The organism is Peribacillus sp. Aquil_B1, assembly GCF_022603275.1.
Lineage (GTDB): Bacteria > Bacillota > Bacilli > Bacillales > DSM-1321 > Peribacillus.
This window is the reverse complement of sequence record NZ_JAKXEE010000002.1, coordinates 38,994-60,249: the sequence shown is the minus strand read 5'-3', so window position 1 is coordinate 60,249 and position 21,256 is coordinate 38,994. Positions and strand designations below refer to the sequence as shown.

The following is a 21,256-nucleotide window of genomic DNA, read 5'->3' as shown; positions in this document are numbered from 1 at the left end:
TAAAAAACCACTCCACTACCAGAATATTTTGTTAAAGTGCGACCCTTTGGAATGTTAATGTGATAAAATAAATGATATTCTGAAAAAGAAGCAGTAAATCCAATAAATAACTAATTTAAGAGATAGAAAAGGAGTATGTATAAATGACTGAGACACAGGGATTGCGTATTGCAGTTGTGGGAGCAACTGGAGCAGTAGGACAACAAATGATTTCAACACTCGAACAGAGGGACTTACCGATTAAGAAAATCATTTTTTTATCATCGGCTCGTTCCGCAGGAATCAAACTTACGTTTAAGGGCGAAGAAATCGAAGTGCAGGAAGCAAAACCTGAAAGCTTTGAAGGCATCGATATCGCTTTATTCAGTGCTGGAGGAAGCGTGTCTAAGGAATTGGCTCCAGAAGCAGTGAAACGCGGTGCGATAGTAGTGGATAATACAAGCGCATTCCGCATGGATGAAAATGTGCCGCTAGTCGTTCCCGAAGTAAATGAAGAAGACTTGAAACAGCATAATGGGATCATTGCAAATCCGAATTGTTCAACTATCCAAATGGTTGTGGCATTGGAACCTATCCGCAAGACATACGGCTTATCAAAAATTGTTGTTTCTACCTATCAGGCTGTTTCGGGTGCAGGTGCAGCAGCGATAAATGAATTAAAGGAACAAGCTCGCGACTTGCTCGATGAAAAAGAAATAGATCCGAAAATTTTACCGGTAAAAGGCGACGAAAAGCATTATCAAATCGCATTTAACGTCATTCCCCAAATCGATAAATTCCAAGATAACGGGTACACGTTCGAAGAGATGAAAATGATTAATGAAACAAAGAAAATCATGCATATGCAAGACCTTCCAGTGGCAGCAACTTGCGTGAGGCTTCCTGTTGTAACAGGTCATTCGGAATCTGTATACATTGAAGTTGAAAAAGAAGGCATAGCGGCTTCTCAAATCAAAGATTTAATGAAAACGGCACCTGGAATAGTGTTAGAAGATGAACCGGAACAACAAGTTTACCCTACGCCTGCTTCATCCGTCGGCAAGAATGATGTATTCGTCGGTCGGATACGCAAGGATTTGGATGAAGATAAAGGCTTCCATTTATGGGTGGTTTCCGATAATCTATTAAAAGGAGCAGCTTGGAATTCCGTTCAAATTGCTGAGAGCCTTTTGAAATTAGGTTTGGTTACCGTTAAGTAAAAATTTTATTCTTTAATGAACTCGACAGAAAATTAAATTCCAATAGGATAGAGAGTTTTTGTCAGCTTCCCGGATTGGGAAGCTGGCTTATATTTGGGGTGCATATTATGAAAATTATCGTCCAGAAATACGGTGGGACATCCGTTCGTGATGAGGAAAGCCGTTCATTCGCCAAGGGGCATATTGAAAAAGCGATTAAAGAAGGCTATAAAGTGGTGGTTGTGGTTTCAGCAATGGGAAGAAAAGGCGATCCTTATGCAACGGATACCCTACTTTCCCTGGTAAATGGAGCGAAAGCCTGTCTTTCAAAACGAGAACAGGATTTACTTATGTCAGTAGGGGAAACGATATCATCTGTCGTATTTACGAACATGCTCTTGGAACATGGTATTGATGCGGTCGCATATACTGGAGCTCAAGCGGGATTCTTGACGAATACCGACTATTCAAGTGCGAAAATTATCGAAATGAAATGCGACCGTCTCATGAAAGAACTTGAGGTGAAAGATGTTGTCGTTGTAGCAGGTTTCCAGGGAGCGGCTAAAAACGGGGACATCACGACCATCGGGCGTGGTGGAAGTGATACTTCAGCCGCAGCATTAGGTGCGGCATTGCAAGCTGAACGGGTCGATATTTTTACGGATGTGGAAGGAATCATGACGGCAGATCCACGTATTGCCGATCAAGCTCGTCCATTATCAATCGTTTCATATACGGAAGTTTGCAATATGGCATATCAAGGGGCAAAGGTCATTCATCCGAGAGCCGTTGAAATTGCGATGCAGGCGAAAGTCCCGATTCGGATAAGGTCAACATACAGCGAAGGCTTGGGAACACTTGTTACAAGCATGAACAAGGGAAGCCAGGGCAGTGACATACGTGAAAGGCTCGTGACCGGTATTGCCCATGTACCAAAGATCACTCAAATCAAGGTCCGCGCGAAAAAAGATCAATATAATCTACAGGCAGAAGTTTTTAAAGCAATGGCCAATGCCTCCATTTCAGTGGACTTTATAAATATTTATCCAAGCGGCGTAGTTTATACCGTTTCGGAGGAGATGACAGAACTTGCCCTCACGATTTTGGCCGAGCTTGGTCATGAACCGGTCATTGAACGGAATTGTGCCAAGGTTTCAGTAGTAGGTGCAGGCATCAATGGAGTCCCAGGCGTTGCAGCGAAGATTGTCACAGCGCTTTCCGAAAAGGAAATTGCCATTCTCCAGTCAGCGGACAGCCATACGACAATTTGGGTACTCGTAAAAGAGGAAGATTTAACAGAAGCAGTTAATTCCCTGCACTATGCGTTTCAATTGCATGAAAGGGAAGTCCAATAATCAGGTTTTTTAATAATTAAAGGTTTTAAAAATTAAAGAGGTGTTAGATAATGATATTTGGTAGAGTATCAACCGCAATGGTCACCCCTTTCGATAGCAAGGGAAATGTTGATTTTCAAAAGACGACTTCATTGGTTAATTACCTATTAGCGAATGGAACCGATTCGCTTGTGCTTTCGGGAACGACAGGGGAATCTCCAACTTTATCTTCGGAGGAGAAAATTGCATTATTGCGTCATGTTTCAAAGATTGTTGAAAAACGTGTGCCCATCATCATGGGTACAGGAAGCAACAATACGTATGCGTCCATCGAGTTGACAAAAAAAGCGGAACAAAATGGCGCCGATGCGATAATGCTGGTTGCCCCTTATTATAGTAAATCGAATCAAGAAGGTCTGTACCAGCATTTTAAGGCTATTGCATCTAGTACGACTCTCCCTGTTATGGTTTATAATATCCCTGGGCGCGCTTCGGTTAATATTGAACCGGAAACGATCATCCGCCTTTCAAAAATTCCTAATATCGTAGCCGTTAAGGAAGCGAGCGGGGATTTAAACGCTATGACCCAAATCATAGCCGGCACGGATGAAGATTTTGCATTATATAGTGGTGACGACGCATTAACACTCCCAGTATTGGCGATTGGTGGTGTGGGTGTAGTCTCGGTTGCTTCACATATTGCAGGTAATGAGTTGCAGAAAATAGTGGAGGCCTTCATCAGCGGGAACTTGAAAGAGGCAGCCAGGCTGCATCAGGAACTGTTACCGCTTATAAAAGGTTTGTTTGCAGCGCCAAGCCCTGCACCTGTCAAAACAGCGCTTCAGTTATATGGAATTGACGTAGGATCGGTGAGACTTCCAATCGTGCCATTGACTGAGCAAGAGCGCCTTGCATTAACCAAGGTATTAAAAAAATAAAAAGACACGGAACAAGCTGATCGTTGAAGATTGGCTTGTTTTTACATAATCATGTATATGAATGGGATATACTTTCCGATTTCGGATGAAAATATTTGAATTTTTTTATCAATAGAAACCGAAGGTACAAAGGATCTCTTACATAATGGGTTGTTTTATTGGATTAAATGAAAAAGTCCTTCTGAAAATGGTAAGTGTTGTCATGTTTTTTGAACATCGGTTATAATGAAATCATTGGGAAATTATGAACGGGATTTTTTAAGGAGGATATTCGATTGGGTAAAGATAAAAATAATGGAATAAAAGTGATTTCTCTTGGAGGACAAGGGGAACTTGGTAAAAATATGTACGTCGTTGAGGTGAACGAGGACATCTATCTTCTTGATGCAGGATTAATGCTGCCAGAGGACGAAATGCTCGGAATTGATGCGGTTATCCCAGATATTACGTATTTGATGGATAATAAGGAACGGGTGCAGGGGATATTCATTTCCCATGGTCATGAAGACCATATGGGAGCGCTTGCTTATGTCTTGAAATATTTACCGGTCCCTGTTTATGGAACAAAACTTACTCTGGCTTTAATCAAAACGAAGTTAAAGGAAGATGGCTTTAACGGCAGGGCGACATTCACTGAAATCGATTCGGATTCTCTTTTAAGTTTCCCTCAAGCAGCCGTGTCTTTTTTCCGGACAAACCATAGTATTCCTGATTCCGTCGGAGTCGTGATCCACACTCGTGAAGGTGCAATCGTTTATACAGGGGATTTCAAATTCGATCAAGCAGCAACAGATCTATATAAACCGGAAATCGGTAAAATGGCGAGTATCGGTGAAGAAGGTGTCCTATGCTTGCTTTCGGATAGTACCGGAGCCGAGAGGCCAGGTTATACGACATCAGAAGCAGTTGTGGCGAAGGATATTACAGAGGTATTCCATGCTGCTTCCGGAAGGATCATCGTTGCGTGCTTCGCTTCGAATATCAACCGGATTCAACATGTTTTCAATGCAGCGGCAGCAAGTCGCAGAAAAGTGGCAGTTGTAGGGAAAAGCCTGCAGCGCGTTTATGAAACAGCCTTGAACCTTGGTTACTTAAAGGTCGAAGAAGAGCTGATAATCCCAATTAATGAAATAAGCCAGTATGACGACCGTGAAATCGTCGTGTTATCGACTGGTCATCAGGGGGAGCCCATTGCGGCACTTCAAAAAATGGCAAAACAGACCCACAAGCAGGTGACGATCAAAAAGGGAGACACAGTTTTGATCAGTGCATCACCCTTACAGGGCGGCGAACTTATTTTATCCAAAACCGTCGATTTGCTATACAGGGTAGGTGCGGAAGTAGTATCTGCAAATAAATATAAAGTGCATGTAACGGGTCATGGCAGCCAGGAAGAACTGAAAATGATGATCAATTTGATGAATCCTAAGTTCCTCATCCCTGTACATGGGGAATACCGCCATTTATATGCCCATCAAAAAGTTGGGGTTGCAGCGGGGATTAAGCGTGAAAACATCATCATTGCCGAAAAAGGTGATGTCATCGAACTTAAAGGCAATAAACTGGGTCTTTCCGGTAAAGTTCCTGCAGGAAATATCTTGATAGATGGCAGCGGTGTTGGAGATGTGGGTAATATCGTTCTTCGAGATCGGCGCTTATTATCCCAGGATGGCATTTTGATTGTAGTCGTCACGTTGAACCGTCAGGATAAAAGCATTGCAGCTGGCCCTGAAATCATTTCAAGGGGCTTCGTATATGTTCGCGAATCAGAAAAAATGATTGGCGAAGCAACTGAAATAGTAAGTGAAATCGTAAAGAAAAATGGGTCGCGCCAACCTTTTGATTGGTCCACGCTGAAGCAGGAAATGCGTGATGCGTTAAACCAATTCTTTTATGAAAAAACGAAACGCCGTCCAATGATTTTGCCGATCATCATGGAATATTAAGTAAGGAACCCCTGATTTAAGCAGTCAGGGGTTCTTTTTTCTGTGTCAAACCTCTTATATCTTGAAGAATGAAGTCCGAGTCTCGAGACATAATAAAGCTATAGGCTATAAGAGAAAGGGGTTGGCATAGTGGATAATGCACCATTACCAAATGAAAATGAAGGCAAGCAGGAAGGTAAGAATTCAACTTTAATCGAGAAAATCCAGCAGCTGGGAGCTACCAACGTTCCGCAACTATCTCAGGACTCAAAAATCCATTGTTTGACGATCATTGGACAAATTGAAGGACATATGCAGCTGCCGCCTCAAAATAAAACGACCAAATATGAACATGTTATTCCGCAAATTGTGGCAATTGAACAAAATCCCAATATAGAGGGGCTGCTAGTCATTTTAAATACAGTGGGAGGAGATGTCGAAGCGGGACTAGCCATCGCAGAAATGCTGGCTTCGCTTTCAAAGCCATCCGTCTCGATTGTACTTGGGGGAGGTCACTCGATCGGTGTGCCGATTGCGGTTTCGTGTGACCATAGCTATATTGCTGAAACAGCAACGATGACGATTCATCCCATTCGTTTGACAGGTCTGGTCATTGGCGTGCCTCAAACCTTTGAATACTTGGATAAAATGCAGGAAAGAGTCATCAAATTTGTTACGCGGCACTCCAACGTTACGGAAGAAAGTTTTAAGGATTTAATGTTTGCTAAAGGAAATTTAACTCGTGATATCGGTACTAATGTAATTGGGGCCGAGGCAGTTGAAATCGGAATGATCGATGATGTAGGTGGAGTAGGCCAGGCGATGAGAAAACTGAATAGCTTCATGGAAGAAAGAAGACCAAAAATTGCCGGGGAAGAGGAGGGGCTTCTGCAATGACGCTTTATACGATCGTTCCTGAAGAAATAATTTTCCCTCATCACCATGAGAAGACGGCAAATTTAATAGAAATGATCTATAATGGCGTACATGTGATGGTTGAACATGACGGAGGCCGCACGTTTCGCATTGATCGAATTGTGAGCACGGATCCTGAGGATTATATGAATGTACACATTCAGCCAGGAGCTGTCATAAATGTGTTCCAACAGATGAATCCTTAGTAAAAAAGACTAACTTAGGTAAATTATGATATACTGGAATGAAAATCAGCAGCCGCTTGGCTGCTTTATTCATTATATGGGAAAAATGTCCGCCTTAAGAATGAATGGTATATATATCAAGGACAGGCTCATATTTATTTGGTATAATCAGTAGCGAACGTTTGTTTCGTGAAGGGAAATCATGCAGTGGTGTTGAATAGGAAAGTTAGAATAGTTTCATGAAGAATCAGGTGATATTATGGCAAAGAAGAAACGAAGAAAAAAGAATAGTACAGAGAAGTTAAAACTAACGCTTAAATATGAATTGATTGGCCTCACTATAATAGGTTTGGCCATCATTGCCATTGCCAAACTTGGGGCAGTGGGAAATGGGTCGGTCTTTTTAATCCGCTTCTTCATGGGGGAATGGTATATCCTCTTTTTGTTGGGAGCAATTGCAACTGGGTTCTATTTGATGATAAAGAGGGAGGTCCCTTACCTGTTAAAACGGCAATTCGTCGGGATGTATTTCCTTGTTGCGAGCATGCTCCTACTAAGTCATGTGACGCTGTTCAACATGCTTGCAGATGGAGGGCCGTTCACGAAGCCCAGCGTCATTTCGAATACATGGGAACTATTTTGGATGGAAGTGACCGGCAAGGCCAGCACAAAGGATCTAGGGGGCGGTATGATTGGAGCGATATTATTTGCAGCCTCATACTTTTTATTCGACGAAGCTGGATCAAAAATCGTTTCATTCCTTTTTATCATTGTAGGTGCCGTTCTATTGACAGGGAAAACGTTAGGTGAAACCCTCGGGAAGTTTTTCATGGGTCTTGGAGGCTTTTTCAAAAAGCAATGGTCTGCATTCAGAGATGATATGAGAACGTGGAATGAAGACAAAAAAGAAAAGAAAAAGAATCCGGTTAAAAAGAAGAAACGGGAAAAAGAACCGGTGGAAGAAACGGATCAGCCCCTTCTTCAAGAAGAGGATACACAGCAAATGGCGACGGAGCGGATCATTTCCAGCTTTGCTGATAAAGCCTATAGCGACGAAGACGAAATAATTCCGGTCGCTACGGAACCTGCAGCTGATAATAAAGAGGACCAGGATGATGCCGTTCCGCCTATGAATTTTACGGAAGTGGAGAATAAAGAATATCTTTTACCGCCTCTTTCTTTATTATTGCAGCCCAAAAAAACGGACCAAAGCGGAGAATACCAATTGATCCATGAAAATGCGGCGAAGCTTGAGCGTACCTTTCATAGCTTTGGAGTGAAAGCGAGGGTCACTCAAGTTCATTTAGGCCCAGCCGTAACCAAATACGAAGTTCATCCGGACGTAGGGGTGAAGGTAAGTAAAATTGTCAGCCTATCCGATGACTTGGCCCTTGCACTGGCCGCAAAGGATATTAGAATCGAAGCTCCGATTCCTGGAAAATCGGCTATCGGAATAGAAGTGCCGAACTCCGAAGTGGCGATGGTGTCATTAAGGGAAGTTTTAGAGGCCAAGGAAGTTGACAAGCCTGACGCAAAACTGCAAATAGGCCTAGGTCGGAATATTTCCGGTGAAGCGGTTAAGGCGGAGCTTAATAAAATGCCGCATTTACTAGTGGCTGGTGCTACTGGCAGCGGGAAATCCGTTTGTATCAACGGGATTATCACGAGTATCCTGATGCGGGCAAAACCGCATGAAGTGAAAATGATGATGATCGATCCAAAAATGGTGGAGCTGAATGTCTATAATGGAATTCCCCACTTGCTCGCACCTGTAGTGACAAATCCAAAGAAAGCTGCACAGGCTTTGCAAAAAGTGGTCAGTGAAATGGAAAGGCGCTATGAGCTATTTTCTCATTCCGGTACGCGTAATATTGAAGGCTACAATGATTATATTAACCGGTATAACATCGAAGAAGATGCCAAACAACCGCTCTTGCCTTATATCGTAGTCATTGTCGATGAGCTGGCGGATTTGATGATGGTCGCCTCAAATGATGTAGAGGATGCCATCACACGGCTTGCGCAAATGGCACGTGCCGCTGGCATCCACTTGATAATTGCCACTCAGCGGCCATCCGTAGATGTAATTACAGGGGTCATTAAAGCGAACATCCCATCTCGGATTGCTTTTAGTGTCTCATCAATGACTGATTCGAGAACGATCCTCGACATGGGCGGAGCTGAAAAACTGTTAGGCCGGGGTGACATGCTCTTCCTGCCTGCAGGAGCTTCAAAACCGGTTCGCGTTCAAGGTGCCTTTTTATCCGACAATGAAGTCGAGGAAGTGGTCACATATGTCATTTCACAGCAAAAAGCACAATACAACGAAGAGATGATACCCGATGAAATTGCAGAAACTTCAAATGGTGAAGTCGAAGATGATTTATATGGGGATGCCGTGTCCTTGATCGTAGAAATGCAGACTGCATCGGTTTCCATGCTGCAGCGCCGTTTCCGGATTGGCTATACGAGGGCAGCGAGATTGATTGATGAAATGGAAGCGAGGGGAATTGTCGGTCCATATGAAGGCAGTAAACCACGAAATGTGTTGGTCACTCAAGATGAACAAGATGAAGCGCATTCATCATAAGTAAAAAAACCGGGCAGCAGCCCGGTTTTTTAATTATTCATCGCCTCGTCTAAATGTTTAAGGCAGAAATCGGTAATCATCGCTTCTTCATCTTCTTCTAAATCGAATTCGAGTGCGCCCTCATTACCTTTTTCAAAAATATCATATTTAATCAATTTTCCTGCTTGCTCTTCCACTGCAAAAAGCACCCGGATATATAAACCATTTTCTGAAAAGAGCTCATCCTCTTCAGGCACTTCAATATCCAAGAACAACTCGTAACGTTCCCCGGACAAAATACCAAATGGATCATTCAATTTTTCGATTGTGTATTCTGTAATCTTTAACATCTTGTGTACATCCCTTCAAAGAAGATAAATCCTATTATACAGGAAAACAGCATCTTGAACAGAGCTGCATTCATTTTGCATTTTTTTAAAAAAATTATCTGATTTAGGAGAATAATCGTACAAATCCCGCGGCCTTTTCTAGATTAAAAGACACAGGGAAGGGTAATTTCTCCTAAATTCTTTTAAAGTAAATAGTAAAACACTATTTATTTATGTCAAAAAAAATGTTATATTATTTTCGATTAGTAGGAATGATTCAACATCAGAGGTCTGATGTCTTAAGAAATTAGCTGGGGGAAACTGTATGTCAATAAAATCAGATAGTCGACATTTATATTTGCAGGTCATTGATTACCTGAAGCAGGATATTGAAGCTGGAGTCTATCAGGAAAATGAAAAATTCCCTTCAGAATTCGATCTTGCAAAAAAATTGGGAGTTAGTAGGGCGACACTTCGAGAAGCGCTGCGAATTTTAGAAGAAGAAAACATCATCATTCGCCGCCACGGAGTTGGGACTTTCGTCAATCCGAAACCTCGGTTCACCTCAGGTATCGAGCAATTAAAAAGTGTCACGAACATGATTGAAGAGGCAGGAATGAAACCGGGTACGATTTTCTTAAGCTCGACGGCCCAAGAACCTACAGAAGAGGATATACGCAGGTTTTCGTGTTCGACAGATGAACGCATCGTCATCATCGAACGAGTAAGGACTGCTAATGGGGAGCCAGTTGTCTACTGTATTGACAAAATTCCTGAATCTATACTATCAGAAAATTTTGACCGTAATGATGAGTCTCTTTTAGATATATTGGAAAGAGATGCGCATCGAAAAATTACGCATGCCGTAGCTGAGATTGAGCCTATTGGATATCATGAGAAAGTTTCTCCTATCCTTAAATGCTCGCCAGAAGCCGCACTACTCGTTCTTAAGCAGATGCATCTGGATGATTGGGACCAGCCTATCCTGTATTCTGTAAACTACTTTAAAGCCAATATGTTCAGCTTTCATGTTCTTCGTAAACGTGTGTAGGCCTTGACTCTGCAAACGGGTGAATGCAAGCGTTTGTTTCGATTCCGAAAAAGTCGATCAAGCGGATGCAAAAAAAATTAACGAGAAGTGAAAACGCAAACATAAATGACTTTTCAGAACATTCCTGCTCAAAAAACTATGTAAATTAGGGGGATAAAAATTGAAAAAGCGCAAATTAGGACTAGCTCTTTCACTTGTTCTTGCAGCCGGTACGCTACTAGGAGCATGTGGTAATTCAGAGAATGATGATAAAGAATCTTCAAATGGGAAAAACAAAGATAATTTCACTGTTGCAATGGTAACTGATACTGGCGGCGTGGATGACGAGTCGTTCAACCAATCCGCATGGAAGGGCATCCAGGAATTCGGTAAGGATAATGGTCTGGAAAAAGGTAAGGATGGCTACAACTACCTGCAATCTAAATCTGATGCAGATTACGCTAAAAACCTGAATACGCTTGTACGTGAAGATTACCAATTAATCTATGGTATCGGTTTTCTTTTAGCCGAAGCTGTTGGTGAAGTGGCCGACCAACGTCCGGATTCACACTTTGCTATCGTGGATACAGTTGTAGATAAAAAGAATGTAGCCAGCATCAATTTTAAAGAGCAGCAAGGTTCATTCCTTGTAGGTGTAATTGCAGGTCTGCAAACGAAAACAAACAAGGTCGGTTTTATCGGCGGAGTTGAATCTGAATTAATCAAGAAATTCGAAGTGGGCTTTAAGGCTGGGGTTTTATCTGTAAATCCTGATGCGAAAGTCGAAGTTAAATATGCCGGAGATTTCAATAAAGCTGATATCGGTAAATCCACGGCAGGCTCCATGTATTCTTCAGGTATCGATATCATTTATCATGCTGCTGGCGGAACTGGAAAAGGTGTATTCACTGAAGCAGTAGAACAAAAGCAAAAAGATCCTAAGAGAGAAATCTATGTTATCGGTGTAGATAGCGATCAAGCTAAATTAGGGGCAGTTCCTGGAACTGACGACAACATCACACTTACTTCCATGCTAAAACGTGTTGACGTGGCAGTTAAAGACCTTTCCGAGAAAGCGAAAGAAGGAAACTTCCCAGGCGGAAAAGTAATTGAGTACGGTATCGAAGAAAATGGTGTAGGCATTTCCGATACAAAAGATAACGTAACAGAAGAATCTTTAAAAGCGGTCGAAGAGTGGACAGAAAAAATTAAATCAGGTGAATTCGTTGTTCCGGGCACGGATGAAGAATTCAAAAAACTTGATTTATAAGCTGTAATGCCAGAAAGAATAGGGAGGCGAATTGCCCTCTATTCTTTCTTTTCCCAATTGCTTTTTGCAACTGAAAAATATCGAATGAAAAACTATGATAGATTCGTAGTTTTTCATTTGGTTTTTTTAAAAAAATCAATAAGCTAGTAGAAGTAATTATATGATTTAAGAATATTTACACTCATTTTAGGAGTTGATAATACGTGGAATATGTAATTGAGATGCTTAATATCCGTAAGGAATTCCCCGGCATCGTCGCAAATGATAACGTTACCCTTCAGGTTAAAAAAGGGGAGATTCACGCATTATTAGGTGAAAATGGCGCGGGCAAATCTACTTTGATGAATGTCTTATTCGGCTTATACCAACCTGAACAGGGAGAAATCCGTGTGAATGGCAAGCCAGTCAAGATTACCAGCCCTAACATTGCCAATGATTTAGGGATTGGGATGGTCCATCAGCATTTTATGCTCGTAGACCCCTTTACAGTAACAGAAAATATCATTTTAGGAAAAGAACCATCAAAAGCAGGTAAAATCGATTTAAAAGAAGCGAGCGAGGAAGTTAGGAAACTATCGGAACAATATCAGCTTCGTGTTGACCCCTATGCGAAAATTGCCGATATATCAATAGGGATGCAGCAGCGTGTCGAGATTCTTAAAACGCTTTACCGTGGTGCGGAGATATTGATTTTTGATGAGCCGACCGCAGTATTGACTCCACAAGAAATCAAGGAATTGATTTATATTATGAAAGCCCTTATCAAAGAGGGGAAATCCATCATTTTAATTACACACAAACTTAAGGAAATCATGGAGGTTTGTGACCGGGTAACGGTAATACGCAAAGGGCAAGGAATTGGTACAGTGAATGTCAACGAAACGAACCCTAACGAATTGGCCAGCTTAATGGTCGGTAGGGAAGTTCTGTTCAAGACGGAAAAAACGGCAGCTATTCCTTCGGATGTAGTTCTCGAGGTCCGAGAACTGGAAGTCAAGGATTCCCGGGGCGTTTCAGCTGTTCGGAACTTGGATTTAACTGTCCGTGCAGGAGAAATTGTCGGTATCGCCGGTGTAGATGGAAATGGACAATCCGAACTAATTGAAGCATTGGCTGGCCTAAGGAAGACAACCGCAGGTTCGATAAAATTGAATGGAAAAGAAATCAGGAATCTGAAACCGCGTAAAATCACTGAAGCAGGTGTCGGCCATATTCCAGAAGACAGACATAAGCATGGTTTAGTTCTCGATTACAGCATTGGGGAAAATATTGTCTTGCAAACCTATTATCAAAAGCCTTTTTCAAAAGCTGGTATCTTGAACTCAAAGAAAATATTTGAAAAGGCCCGTTCACTGATCAAAAGTTACGATGTTCGCACTCCGAGTGAATATACTCCGGCAAGGGCGCTTTCTGGAGGGAATCAGCAAAAAGCGATCATTGGACGGGAAGTTGATAGGAACCCGGATTTATTGATAGCCGCACAGCCGACACGCGGGCTTGATGTCGGGGCGATCGAGTTTATCCATAAACGTCTGATTGAGCAGCGTGATGCAGGAAAAGCGGTACTCCTCATATCATTTGAATTGGAAGAAATCATGAATGTGAGTGATAGAATTGCCGTTATATACGAAGGGGAAATCGTCGCAATAGTTGATCCGAAAGAAACGACTGAACAGGAGCTTGGCCTTCTTATGGCTGGAAGTAAACGGACGGAAGCAGGGGGAAAACAAAATGTCTAAGTATTTATCTAAATTAACGAGTCCGTTAATAGCAGTTATCCTCGGCTTAGTCGTTGGGGCCATAATCATGTTAGTAAGCGGCTATGACCCAGTTGCCGGCTATGGCTCCATGATAAATGGAATTATTGGGGATTCTTATTATGTAGGGGAATCCGTCAGGACAATCATCCCTTATATCCTTGCTGGGTTGGCAGTGGCTTTTGCTTTCCGTACAGGCCTATTCAATATCGGTGTAGAAGGGCAATTAATTGTAGGGTGGCTGGCGGCAGTTTGGGTCGGAATCGCTTTTGATCTACCAAGGATCATCCATTTGCCGTTTGCCATATTAGCTGGTGCAGCTGCAGGTGCCTTGTGGGCGTTTATCCCTGGTTATTTAAAAGCTAAGTTCCGTGTACATGAAGTAATCGTTTCTATCATGTTGAATTATACAGCTTTATATGTGACGAATTATTTAATTCGGAATGTAATGACTGACAAGCTGGATAAAACAGAAAGAGTTGCTGATACAGCATCACTGCGGTCTCCTTTTTTTGAAAGCATTACGGATTTTTCCCGGATGCATTGGGGGATAGTTGTAGCGATTATATGCGTGATCATCATGTGGTTCCTTCTTGAAAGGACAAAAACCGGCTTTGAGCTGAAGGCGGTTGGTTTCAATCAGCACGCGTCCGAATATGCAGGGATGAGTGTAAATAAGAACATCATACTTTCCATGGTTATTTCAGGTGCGTTTGCAGGGCTTGCGGGTGCGATGGAAGGCCTTGGAACTTTCGGTTATGCCGCAGTCAAAGGCGGGTTCACAGGTATGGGCTTTGATGGGATTGCAGTAGCCTTACTAGGAGCGAATACGGCTATTGGTGTAGTGCTGGCAGCCTTATTATTTGGGGGACTGAAAGCAGGGGCGTTAAATATGCCGCTAGAAACCGGCATACCTAGTGAAATTGTAGATATTGTCATAGCATTGATCATTTTCTTCGTCGCATCCAGTTATTTTATTCGTTGGATTGCCGCTCGATTTAAGAAAGGGGTGAAATAAGTGGATTTTTACCAAGTATTACAAATTATTATTCCATCTATGATTGCTCTAGCTGCACCACTTATTTTTACTTCACTCGGAGGAGTGTTTTCTGAACGGGCAGGTGTCATAAACATCGGTTTAGAAGGATTGATGGTCATCGGTGCCTTTACAGGGATTGTTTTTAACTTAATGTTTGCTGATGTTTTTGGGGAATGGACTCCTTGGCTTGCTGTGCTAGCGGCAATGATTGCCGGCTTGCTGTTTTCCATTCTGCACGCTGTGGCATGCATTACGTTCAGGGCGGACCAAACGGTTAGTGGGGTAGCCATCAACTTGTTGGCAGTAGGTCTGACCATGTTTTTGGTGAAGCTGATTTTTGACAAAGGTCAAACGGATAGAATCACGGAAACATTCCCAAGGATTGATGTTCCTTTACTAAGTGATATTCCATTTATAGGACCCATCTTTTTCGCGAATGGATATTATATCGTATATATAGCGATCCTTATATCCTTTGTCGTCTGGTATGTACTTTATAAAACACCATTCGGGTTAAGAATCCGTGCCGTGGGTGAGCATCCCATGGCTGCTGATACGATGGGTGTCAATGTTACGAAAATCCGATATGCCGCCGTATTATTATCAGGGGCTTTTGGAGGTATCGGCGGAGCGATATATGCTACCATCTTTTCGAATGAATTCAATCATGCGACAATTAATGGTCAAGGTTTCATGGCCATTGCCGCCATGATTTTTGGTAAATGGCACCCGGTCGGGGCAATGGGTGCAGCGTTATTCTTTGGTTTGGCTCAAAGTTTGAGTATCGTTGGATCGAGCCTTCCCTTCTTCAAGGATATTCCATCGGTTTACCTATTGATCGCTCCTTATGTTCTGACGATCATTGCACTAACTGGTTTCATTGGACGTGCAGATGCTCCTAAAGCATCCGGACAGCCATACATCAAAGGAAAAAGATAAGGATTGAACCGGTCAGCAAACTATGCTGGCCGGTTTTTTCTCTTGAGATTGGAGCAGTAGGTGAAGGTGAGCGGGTCAAAAACCAAAAAAAGTAGCTGTAACTTGCATGATTTTTCCTTTCACATGTATATTTTAAGTAGATGTTTAAAAGGGTTCCAATCTACAAACAATAAGCTAATAAAGGTGATTTATATAATGAGGAGGATTATTCATGTCTATTGCTTCCGATACAATTACGGAAAAAAGCGGCTACAAGCTTCATGTGGTCCGGACGGATAAATATAAAACGAATACTCTTGTACTGAAGATGAAAGCCCCGTTGACAAAAGAGGACGTTACATATCGCGCATTGCTGCCATATGTGTTACAAAGCAATACAAGTAAATATCCTACAACACCCGAGCTTCGATCTTATCTTGATGATTTATATGGAGCAGGGTTTTATGTCGATGTAGCTAAAAAAGGCGAATATCAAATCATAAGTTTTACGATCGATATCGTCAATGAAAAATTCCTTAGTGATTCAACCCCTCTTCTCGAAAAGGCTTTTGGGTTATTATCAGAGGTGATCTTTAATCCGAAGAAGAAAGGCGAAGCCTTTGACTCTAAAACGGTTTCCAATGAAATCCGTTCTTTAAAACAACGGATTCAGTCCATTTCCGATGACAAAATGCGATATTCAGCTATACGCCTTGTAGAGGAAATGTGCAAAAACGAACCATATGCTTTAGAAGCGAGCGGTAATCTACAAGACTTGGAAACGATGACTCCTGAGTCCCTTTTCGCCTATTATAAAAAAGTGCTGGCGGAGGATGAAATCGATTTATATGTAATCGGTGACATTGATGAATCGGAAGTGCAGGCTCTGGCTGACAAGTATGTTTCATTGCAAGAAAGAGTTCCTGTGAGACTGCCAGGGAACACGGGCAAGGTAGTGGAGAAGGAAAAAGAAATCATTGAGAATTCGGATGTGAAGCAAGGGAAATTGAATATCGGTTATCGAACCCAAGTTGCCTACGGTGATCCGGATTATTATGCACTTCAGCTTTTCAATGGGATTTTTGGCGGCTTTTCACATTCAAAACTTTTCATCAATGTCCGGGAGAAAGCCAGCCTTGCTTATTATGCAGCTTCGAGGCTCGAAAGTCATAAAGGTCTATTAATGGTCATGGCCGGCATTGAAAATGCCAACTACAAGCAGGCATTGGATATCATTCATGCACAAATGAAGGAAATGAAGCAAGGGAACTTTTCCGAAGAAGAGCTGGCACAGACAAAGGCTGTCGTTAAGAATCAACTCCTTGAAACCATTGACGTTTCGAGAGGACTTGTGGAAATTTTATATCATAATGTGGTTTCCGGGCAGGATATATCCCTCGACGAGTGGTTTGCAAACACAGAGCGGACGACAAAGGAAGAAATCATTGCAGTTGGTCAAAAGATTCAGCTTGATACGATTTATTTCCTAACGGAAGAGGAGGTGCAAGGGTAATGGAAAAAATAGCATTCACTCAATTGAAAGAAGAACTTTTCCATGAAAAAATGGATAATGGCCTAGAAGTGTATATTCTTCCGAAAACTGGCTTCAATAAATCATTTGCCACTTTCACGACGAAATATGGTTCGATTGACAACCATTTCAAACCATTGAATGAAACGGAATTCACTAAAGTACCTGATGGAATTGCCCATTTTCTTGAACATAAGCTTTTTGAAAAGGAAGATGGAGATGTTTTTCAGCAATTTTCAAAGCAGGGAGCATCTGCAAATGCCTTTACTTCTTTCACCCGTACAGCTTATTTATTTTCCAGCACGTCCGATTTCGATAGGAATCTAACTACCTTAATCGACTTTGTCCAGGATCCTTACTTTTCGGAAAAGACGGTAGAGAAGGAAAAAGGAATCATTGGGCAGGAAATCAATATGTATGATGATAATTCGGACTGGCGATTATACTTCGGGACGATAGCCAATATGTATCATCAGCATCCCGTGAAAATCGATATTGCCGGTACCGTGGAATCCATTGCAGATATTACGAAGGATATGCTTTACGAATGTTATAATACGTTTTATCATCCTAGCAACATGCTCCTATTCGTTGTAGGACCGGTGGATGTCGAAAGCACCATGAAGCTGATCCGGGATAATCAAAATAATAAAGGGTACAACGAACAACCTGAGGTGGAACGTAAGGTTGACCAAGAGCCGGAAATCGTTGCCAAGGACAAGGAAGTCTTAAGAATGAATGTCCAGACACCTAAAGTGATGCTAGGAATCAAGGCGACCAATGTCCATCAATCCGGTATACAGCTTTTGAAAAGGGAATTGGCAACCAATATTTATCTGGAGATGCTGTTCGGCAAAAGTTCACCTTTGCATGAAGAGCTATATGAGGAAGGGTTGATTGATCAAAGCTTCTCATATGATTATACACAGGAACAAGGTTTTGGATTTGCGTTAATTGGCGGGGACAGTGCCAAACCTGATGAGTTGACGGAGTCTTTATTTCGTATCCTGCAAAAATCAAAAGCCGGAACCGGCCTGAATGAAGAAAGCCTGCAAAGGACAATCAAGAAAAAAATCGGTTCGTTCCTTCGTTCTCTGAATTCGCCGGAATATATTGCGAATCAATTCACCAGATATGCATTCAATGATATGAACTTGTTCGATGTTGTATCAGTATTGGAAAAACTAACGATCGAAGATATCAGGGAGATCGCCAAGGACTTAATATCCGAGGAACGGATGACAGTCTGTCAGGTACTTCCTAAATAATATAAAGGGGGCTCGAATGTGGGGAAACGTTTTGCCCTTATTACTGGAGCCAGTGGAGGAATCGGCCGGGAAATCGCTATAAAGCTCGCCGAGGAGAATTATTCACTTTATTTACATTATAACAGCAATGAAGAAGCGATACTTGAACTGATTGAAGAACTGAAGCCCCATCAAGTCGAACTTATTCCGGTTCAAGCGGATTTGGCTGCACCGGATGGATATAAGAAATTGGCTGAAAATATTTTTGCCCTACATGCAATCGTCCTCAATAGCGGCAATAGCTATTATGGGCTAATATCAGATATGGATGAAAAAATCGTTAATGAAATGGTGCAGCTGCATGTAACGAGCCCTTTCCAATTAACTAAGGAACTGCTTCCAAAGCTTATGTACCAAGAACAGGCTGCCATCGTTGCGGTCACATCGATTTGGGGGCAGACAGGTGCATCCTGTGAAGTATTATATTCAATGGTCAAGGGCAGTCAAAATGCTTTTATCAAGGCGCTTAGCAAAGAAGTCTCGCTTAATGGAATCCGGGTGAATGCCGTTGCCCCCGGTGCGATTTCCACTTCCATGCTCGAATCTTTCAGTGCAGAAGACCTGGAGATCATCAAAGGCGATATACCGATGGGCAGGATGGGGCATTCCAAAGAAGTCGCGGAGGCCGTATACTATTTGCTTTCCGACAAGTCATCCTATATAACCGGGCAAATTTTAGGCGTAAATGGCGGATGGTACACATGATTTTTTTAAAGCATGTATAATTTCCTCGGTTCCTTCACAAAATAACTATGTACTATTTTGAAGGAAAGGGTGACCATTCATGTCTGTACTGGACAATTGGGATCAATGGAAAAACTTTTTAGGCGACAGATTACATCAAGGTGAACAACAAGGCTTGTCAGAAGGCGCTGTTAACAACTTGGCTTTCGAAATCGGTGATTACCTGGCTAATCAGGTTGAGCCCCAGAATGATCAAGAGAAAGTGCTTGCTGATCTTTGGTCAGTTGCAAGCGATGAAGAAAAACACGCCATGGCAAGTGTCATGGTCAAGTTAGTCGAGAACAATGGAACGAAGTAAAATATCCCTCAAAAGGCCCTGTTATAAATTAACAGGGCCTTTTGGATTTAAGTGGATGATTATTTATCTTCTTATATAAAAATGAATATTTTTCTAGGGTTTTTCCTTTTAACTTATCACGAAATGCTATATTATAGAAGCTAGACAATTAATAAAAAAGTGTTCAGACCTTGAAATTTACGATGGATAAGTTTTTTGCCCCTAAATAGGGTGAAAGCTTTTAGGCTTAAGGAGTGTTATCGTGGATAATAAAGAATGGTATTTTGAATATGAAATCCAAGTCAACCGTCCTGGTTTATTAGGGGATATTTCATCCCTTCTGGGTATGCTTTCCATTAATATCATCACCATTAATGGGGTCGATGAAGGCAGGCGTGGTTTACTTTTGTTGGCGAAAGACAGCCGTAATATAGAAAGATTCGAGTCAATTCTCCGTACGATGGATACGATAAAGGTCATTAAGCTGAGGGAACCTAAATTGCGTGATCGCCTCGCAGTCAGGCATGGACGTTATATTCAGCGCGATGCCGATGAGAAAAACACCTTTAGGTTTGTCCGTGATGAACTGGGCTTGCTTGTCGATTTCCTGGCCGAGCTGTTTAAACAGGAAGGTCATAAATTGATTGGAATACGAGGGATGCCTCGTGTCGGGAAAACTGAATCCATCGTAGCCTCGAGTGTATGTGCTAATAAGAGATGGTTGTTTGTGTCATCTACCCTTTTAAAGCAGACTATCCGCAGTCAGCTTATTGAGGATGAATATAATAATGATAATTTGTTCATTTTGGATGGAATTGTTTCCACTCGCCGTGCAAATGAGCGTCATTGGCAGTTAATTCGCGAAATAATGAGGCTTGATGCTGTCAAAGTAATCGAACATCCGGATGTTTTTGTCCAAAATACAGAGTATACCCTCGAAGACTTTGATTATATTATTGAATTACGAAACAATCCTGAAGAAGAAATAACATATGAAGTTGTCGACCAAAAAGACCAGTTTTCAGGGTCCGATTTTGGTTCCTTTGACTTTTAAAATGGCAGGTGTTTTATTTGACTGAGTTAGGTAATCGATTAAAGGAAGCTAGGGAAGCCAAAGGCCTTAGCTTGGAAGATTTGCAGGAATTAACGAAGATTCAAAAGCGTTACCTTATAGGCATTGAAGAGGGAAATTACAGCATGATGCCTGGAAAGTTCTATGTACGGGCATTCATAAAGCAATATTGTGAAGCGGTCGGACTGGACTCAGAAGAGATTTTTGAACAATATAAAAGTGAAGTGCCATCTGTCTATAGCGAGGAATTGCCAGAACAGCTCTCAAGGGTCCAATCCCGGAAAACTATACCGGCAGGAGATTCAAAGGTTGTGGAAATGCTACCTAAGATCCTGGCTGTCGTTTTAGTAATTGGTGCGGCCGTTTTGATATGGGTACTGGTATCGAATTATATGAGTAACCCAGATAATGATGATAAAATGAACGCTAAAGAGAATGAAGCTGTGGGCTATAATAAAAGTGATGGTTTTAACGAAGAAAAAGAGAATGCAGACAAAAAACAGAATGAAGAAAAACCGGATTCATCTGATGAGAAGAATGAAGATGATGAAGTTGTCAAAGATGAAAAGAAAGAGCAAAAACTTGCCGTCACAAGTTCCAGCGGTAAAAATAGTACGTATGAATTAAAAAATACCGATACCTTTAAATTAAAGGTGACCTCAAAAGGCTCACCATGGGTCGGCATAAAAAATGGTGAAGGTAAATTACTATTCCAGGGCACTATCGAAAAGGATAAAAGCCAGGAAATTGATTTCACCAATGAAAAAGAAGCTGTCATCAATATAGGCAGAGCATATGAAACTGAGATTTATGTGAATGATGAGAAGCTGGAGTATTCCATTTCACCGACTGAAGTGAATACGCAATTGGTTACGATACAATTTACGAAAGCCGAATAGTCATCTTATAGATGACTATTTTTGCTCTATATAATAGTA

At 41.8% G+C, this 21,256-nt stretch carries 19 protein-coding genes; 18 read left to right on the top strand and 1 reads right to left on the bottom strand.

Annotation, left to right across the window (positions count from 1 at the left end; translation table 11 throughout):
- The first annotated feature begins 143 nt into the window (after positions 1–143).
- The 7 genes from asd (at position 144) to MPH60_RS13915 (ending at position 9,065) form a co-directional block, all read left to right on the top strand.
- Positions 144–1,199, top strand: a complete 1,056-nt coding sequence (asd, locus tag MPH60_RS13945; protein ID WP_098370982.1) for an aspartate-semialdehyde dehydrogenase — start codon at positions 144–146, stop codon at positions 1,197–1,199.
- Between the two features lie 107 nt (positions 1,200–1,306).
- Positions 1,307–2,533, top strand: a complete 1,227-nt coding sequence (gene dapG / locus MPH60_RS13940; RefSeq protein WP_241591234.1) for an aspartate kinase — start codon at positions 1,307–1,309, stop codon at positions 2,531–2,533.
- 50 nt (positions 2,534–2,583) lie between these two features.
- The gene (gene dapA, locus MPH60_RS13935) at positions 2,584–3,450 is read left to right on the top strand and encodes a 4-hydroxy-tetrahydrodipicolinate synthase (protein WP_245406336.1); all 867 of its coding nucleotides are present in this window, start codon (positions 2,584–2,586) and stop codon (positions 3,448–3,450) included.
- A gap of 275 nt (positions 3,451–3,725) precedes the next feature.
- Entirely contained in the window at positions 3,726–5,396 is a 1,671-nt protein-coding gene (locus MPH60_RS13930; protein WP_241591236.1) for a ribonuclease J, read from the top strand.
- Between the two features lie 129 nt (positions 5,397–5,525).
- Positions 5,526–6,272, top strand: a complete 747-nt coding sequence (locus MPH60_RS13925; protein ID WP_034313566.1) for a ClpP family protease — start codon at positions 5,526–5,528, stop codon at positions 6,270–6,272.
- Positions 6,269–6,496: a YlzJ-like family protein gene (locus MPH60_RS13920; protein WP_241591238.1), complete on the top strand. Its 228-nt coding sequence runs from the start codon at positions 6,269–6,271 to the stop codon at positions 6,494–6,496. The genes MPH60_RS13925 and MPH60_RS13920 overlap by 4 nt, the downstream gene beginning before the upstream one ends.
- A gap of 238 nt (positions 6,497–6,734) precedes the next feature.
- Positions 6,735–9,065: a DNA translocase FtsK gene (locus MPH60_RS13915; RefSeq protein WP_241591240.1), complete on the top strand. Its 2,331-nt coding sequence runs from the start codon at positions 6,735–6,737 to the stop codon at positions 9,063–9,065.
- Positions 9,066–9,094: 29 nt separating this feature from the next.
- Here MPH60_RS13915 and MPH60_RS13910 read toward each other — a convergent pair whose 3' ends face one another.
- Entirely contained in the window at positions 9,095–9,394 is a 300-nt protein-coding gene (locus MPH60_RS13910; protein ID WP_241591241.1) for a DUF6509 family protein, read from the bottom strand.
- Between the two features lie 304 nt (positions 9,395–9,698).
- Between MPH60_RS13910 and MPH60_RS13905 the strand changes: the two genes are divergently transcribed.
- The 11 genes from MPH60_RS13905 (at position 9,699) to MPH60_RS13855 (ending at position 21,217) form a co-directional block, all read left to right on the top strand.
- Positions 9,699–10,424 (top strand): GntR family transcriptional regulator, encoded by a 726-nt coding sequence (locus MPH60_RS13905; RefSeq protein ID WP_101224693.1) that lies wholly within the window; start codon positions 9,699–9,701, stop codon positions 10,422–10,424.
- A 160-nt stretch (positions 10,425–10,584) separates the two neighbouring features.
- Positions 10,585–11,673 (top strand): BMP family lipoprotein, encoded by a 1,089-nt coding sequence (locus MPH60_RS13900; protein WP_241591243.1) that lies wholly within the window; start codon positions 10,585–10,587, stop codon positions 11,671–11,673.
- 203 nt (positions 11,674–11,876) lie between these two features.
- Positions 11,877–13,412, top strand: a complete 1,536-nt coding sequence (locus MPH60_RS13895; protein WP_101224695.1) for an ABC transporter ATP-binding protein — start codon at positions 11,877–11,879, stop codon at positions 13,410–13,412.
- On the top strand, positions 13,405–14,448 hold the full coding sequence (locus MPH60_RS13890; protein WP_101224696.1) for an ABC transporter permease: 1,044 nt from the start codon (positions 13,405–13,407) through the stop codon (positions 14,446–14,448). Before MPH60_RS13895 ends, MPH60_RS13890 begins: the two co-directional genes overlap by 8 nt.
- Positions 14,449–15,408 carry an ABC transporter permease gene (locus tag MPH60_RS13885; protein WP_214750719.1) on the top strand — a complete coding sequence of 320 codons (960 nt, stop codon included), beginning with the start codon at positions 14,449–14,451 and terminating at the stop codon, positions 15,406–15,408.
- Positions 15,409–15,619: 211 nt separating this feature from the next.
- Entirely contained in the window at positions 15,620–16,900 is a 1,281-nt protein-coding gene (gene yfmF / locus MPH60_RS13880) for an EF-P 5-aminopentanol modification-associated protein YfmF (protein ID WP_241591245.1), read from the top strand.
- Positions 16,900–18,186, top strand: a complete 1,287-nt coding sequence (yfmH, locus tag MPH60_RS13875) for an EF-P 5-aminopentanol modification-associated protein YfmH (protein WP_241591247.1) — start codon at positions 16,900–16,902, stop codon at positions 18,184–18,186. Before yfmF ends, yfmH begins: the two co-directional genes overlap by 1 nt.
- A gap of 18 nt (positions 18,187–18,204) precedes the next feature.
- On the top strand, positions 18,205–18,930 hold the full coding sequence (gene ymfI, locus MPH60_RS13870; protein ID WP_241591249.1) for an elongation factor P 5-aminopentanone reductase: 726 nt from the start codon (positions 18,205–18,207) through the stop codon (positions 18,928–18,930).
- 79 nt (positions 18,931–19,009) lie between these two features.
- A complete protein-coding gene (locus tag MPH60_RS13865) occupies positions 19,010–19,267 on the top strand; it encodes a DUF3243 domain-containing protein (protein WP_241591251.1) in 258 nt (85 codons plus the stop codon).
- 241 nt (positions 19,268–19,508) lie between these two features.
- Complete coding sequence (locus MPH60_RS13860) at positions 19,509–20,300, top strand: DUF3388 domain-containing protein (RefSeq protein ID WP_034313530.1); 792 nt, start codon at positions 19,509–19,511, stop codon at positions 20,298–20,300.
- Between the two features lie 8 nt (positions 20,301–20,308).
- A complete protein-coding gene (locus MPH60_RS13855) occupies positions 20,309–21,217 on the top strand; it encodes a helix-turn-helix domain-containing protein (RefSeq protein ID WP_336275411.1) in 909 nt (302 codons plus the stop codon).
- The last annotated feature ends 39 nt before the right edge of the window (positions 21,218–21,256 follow it).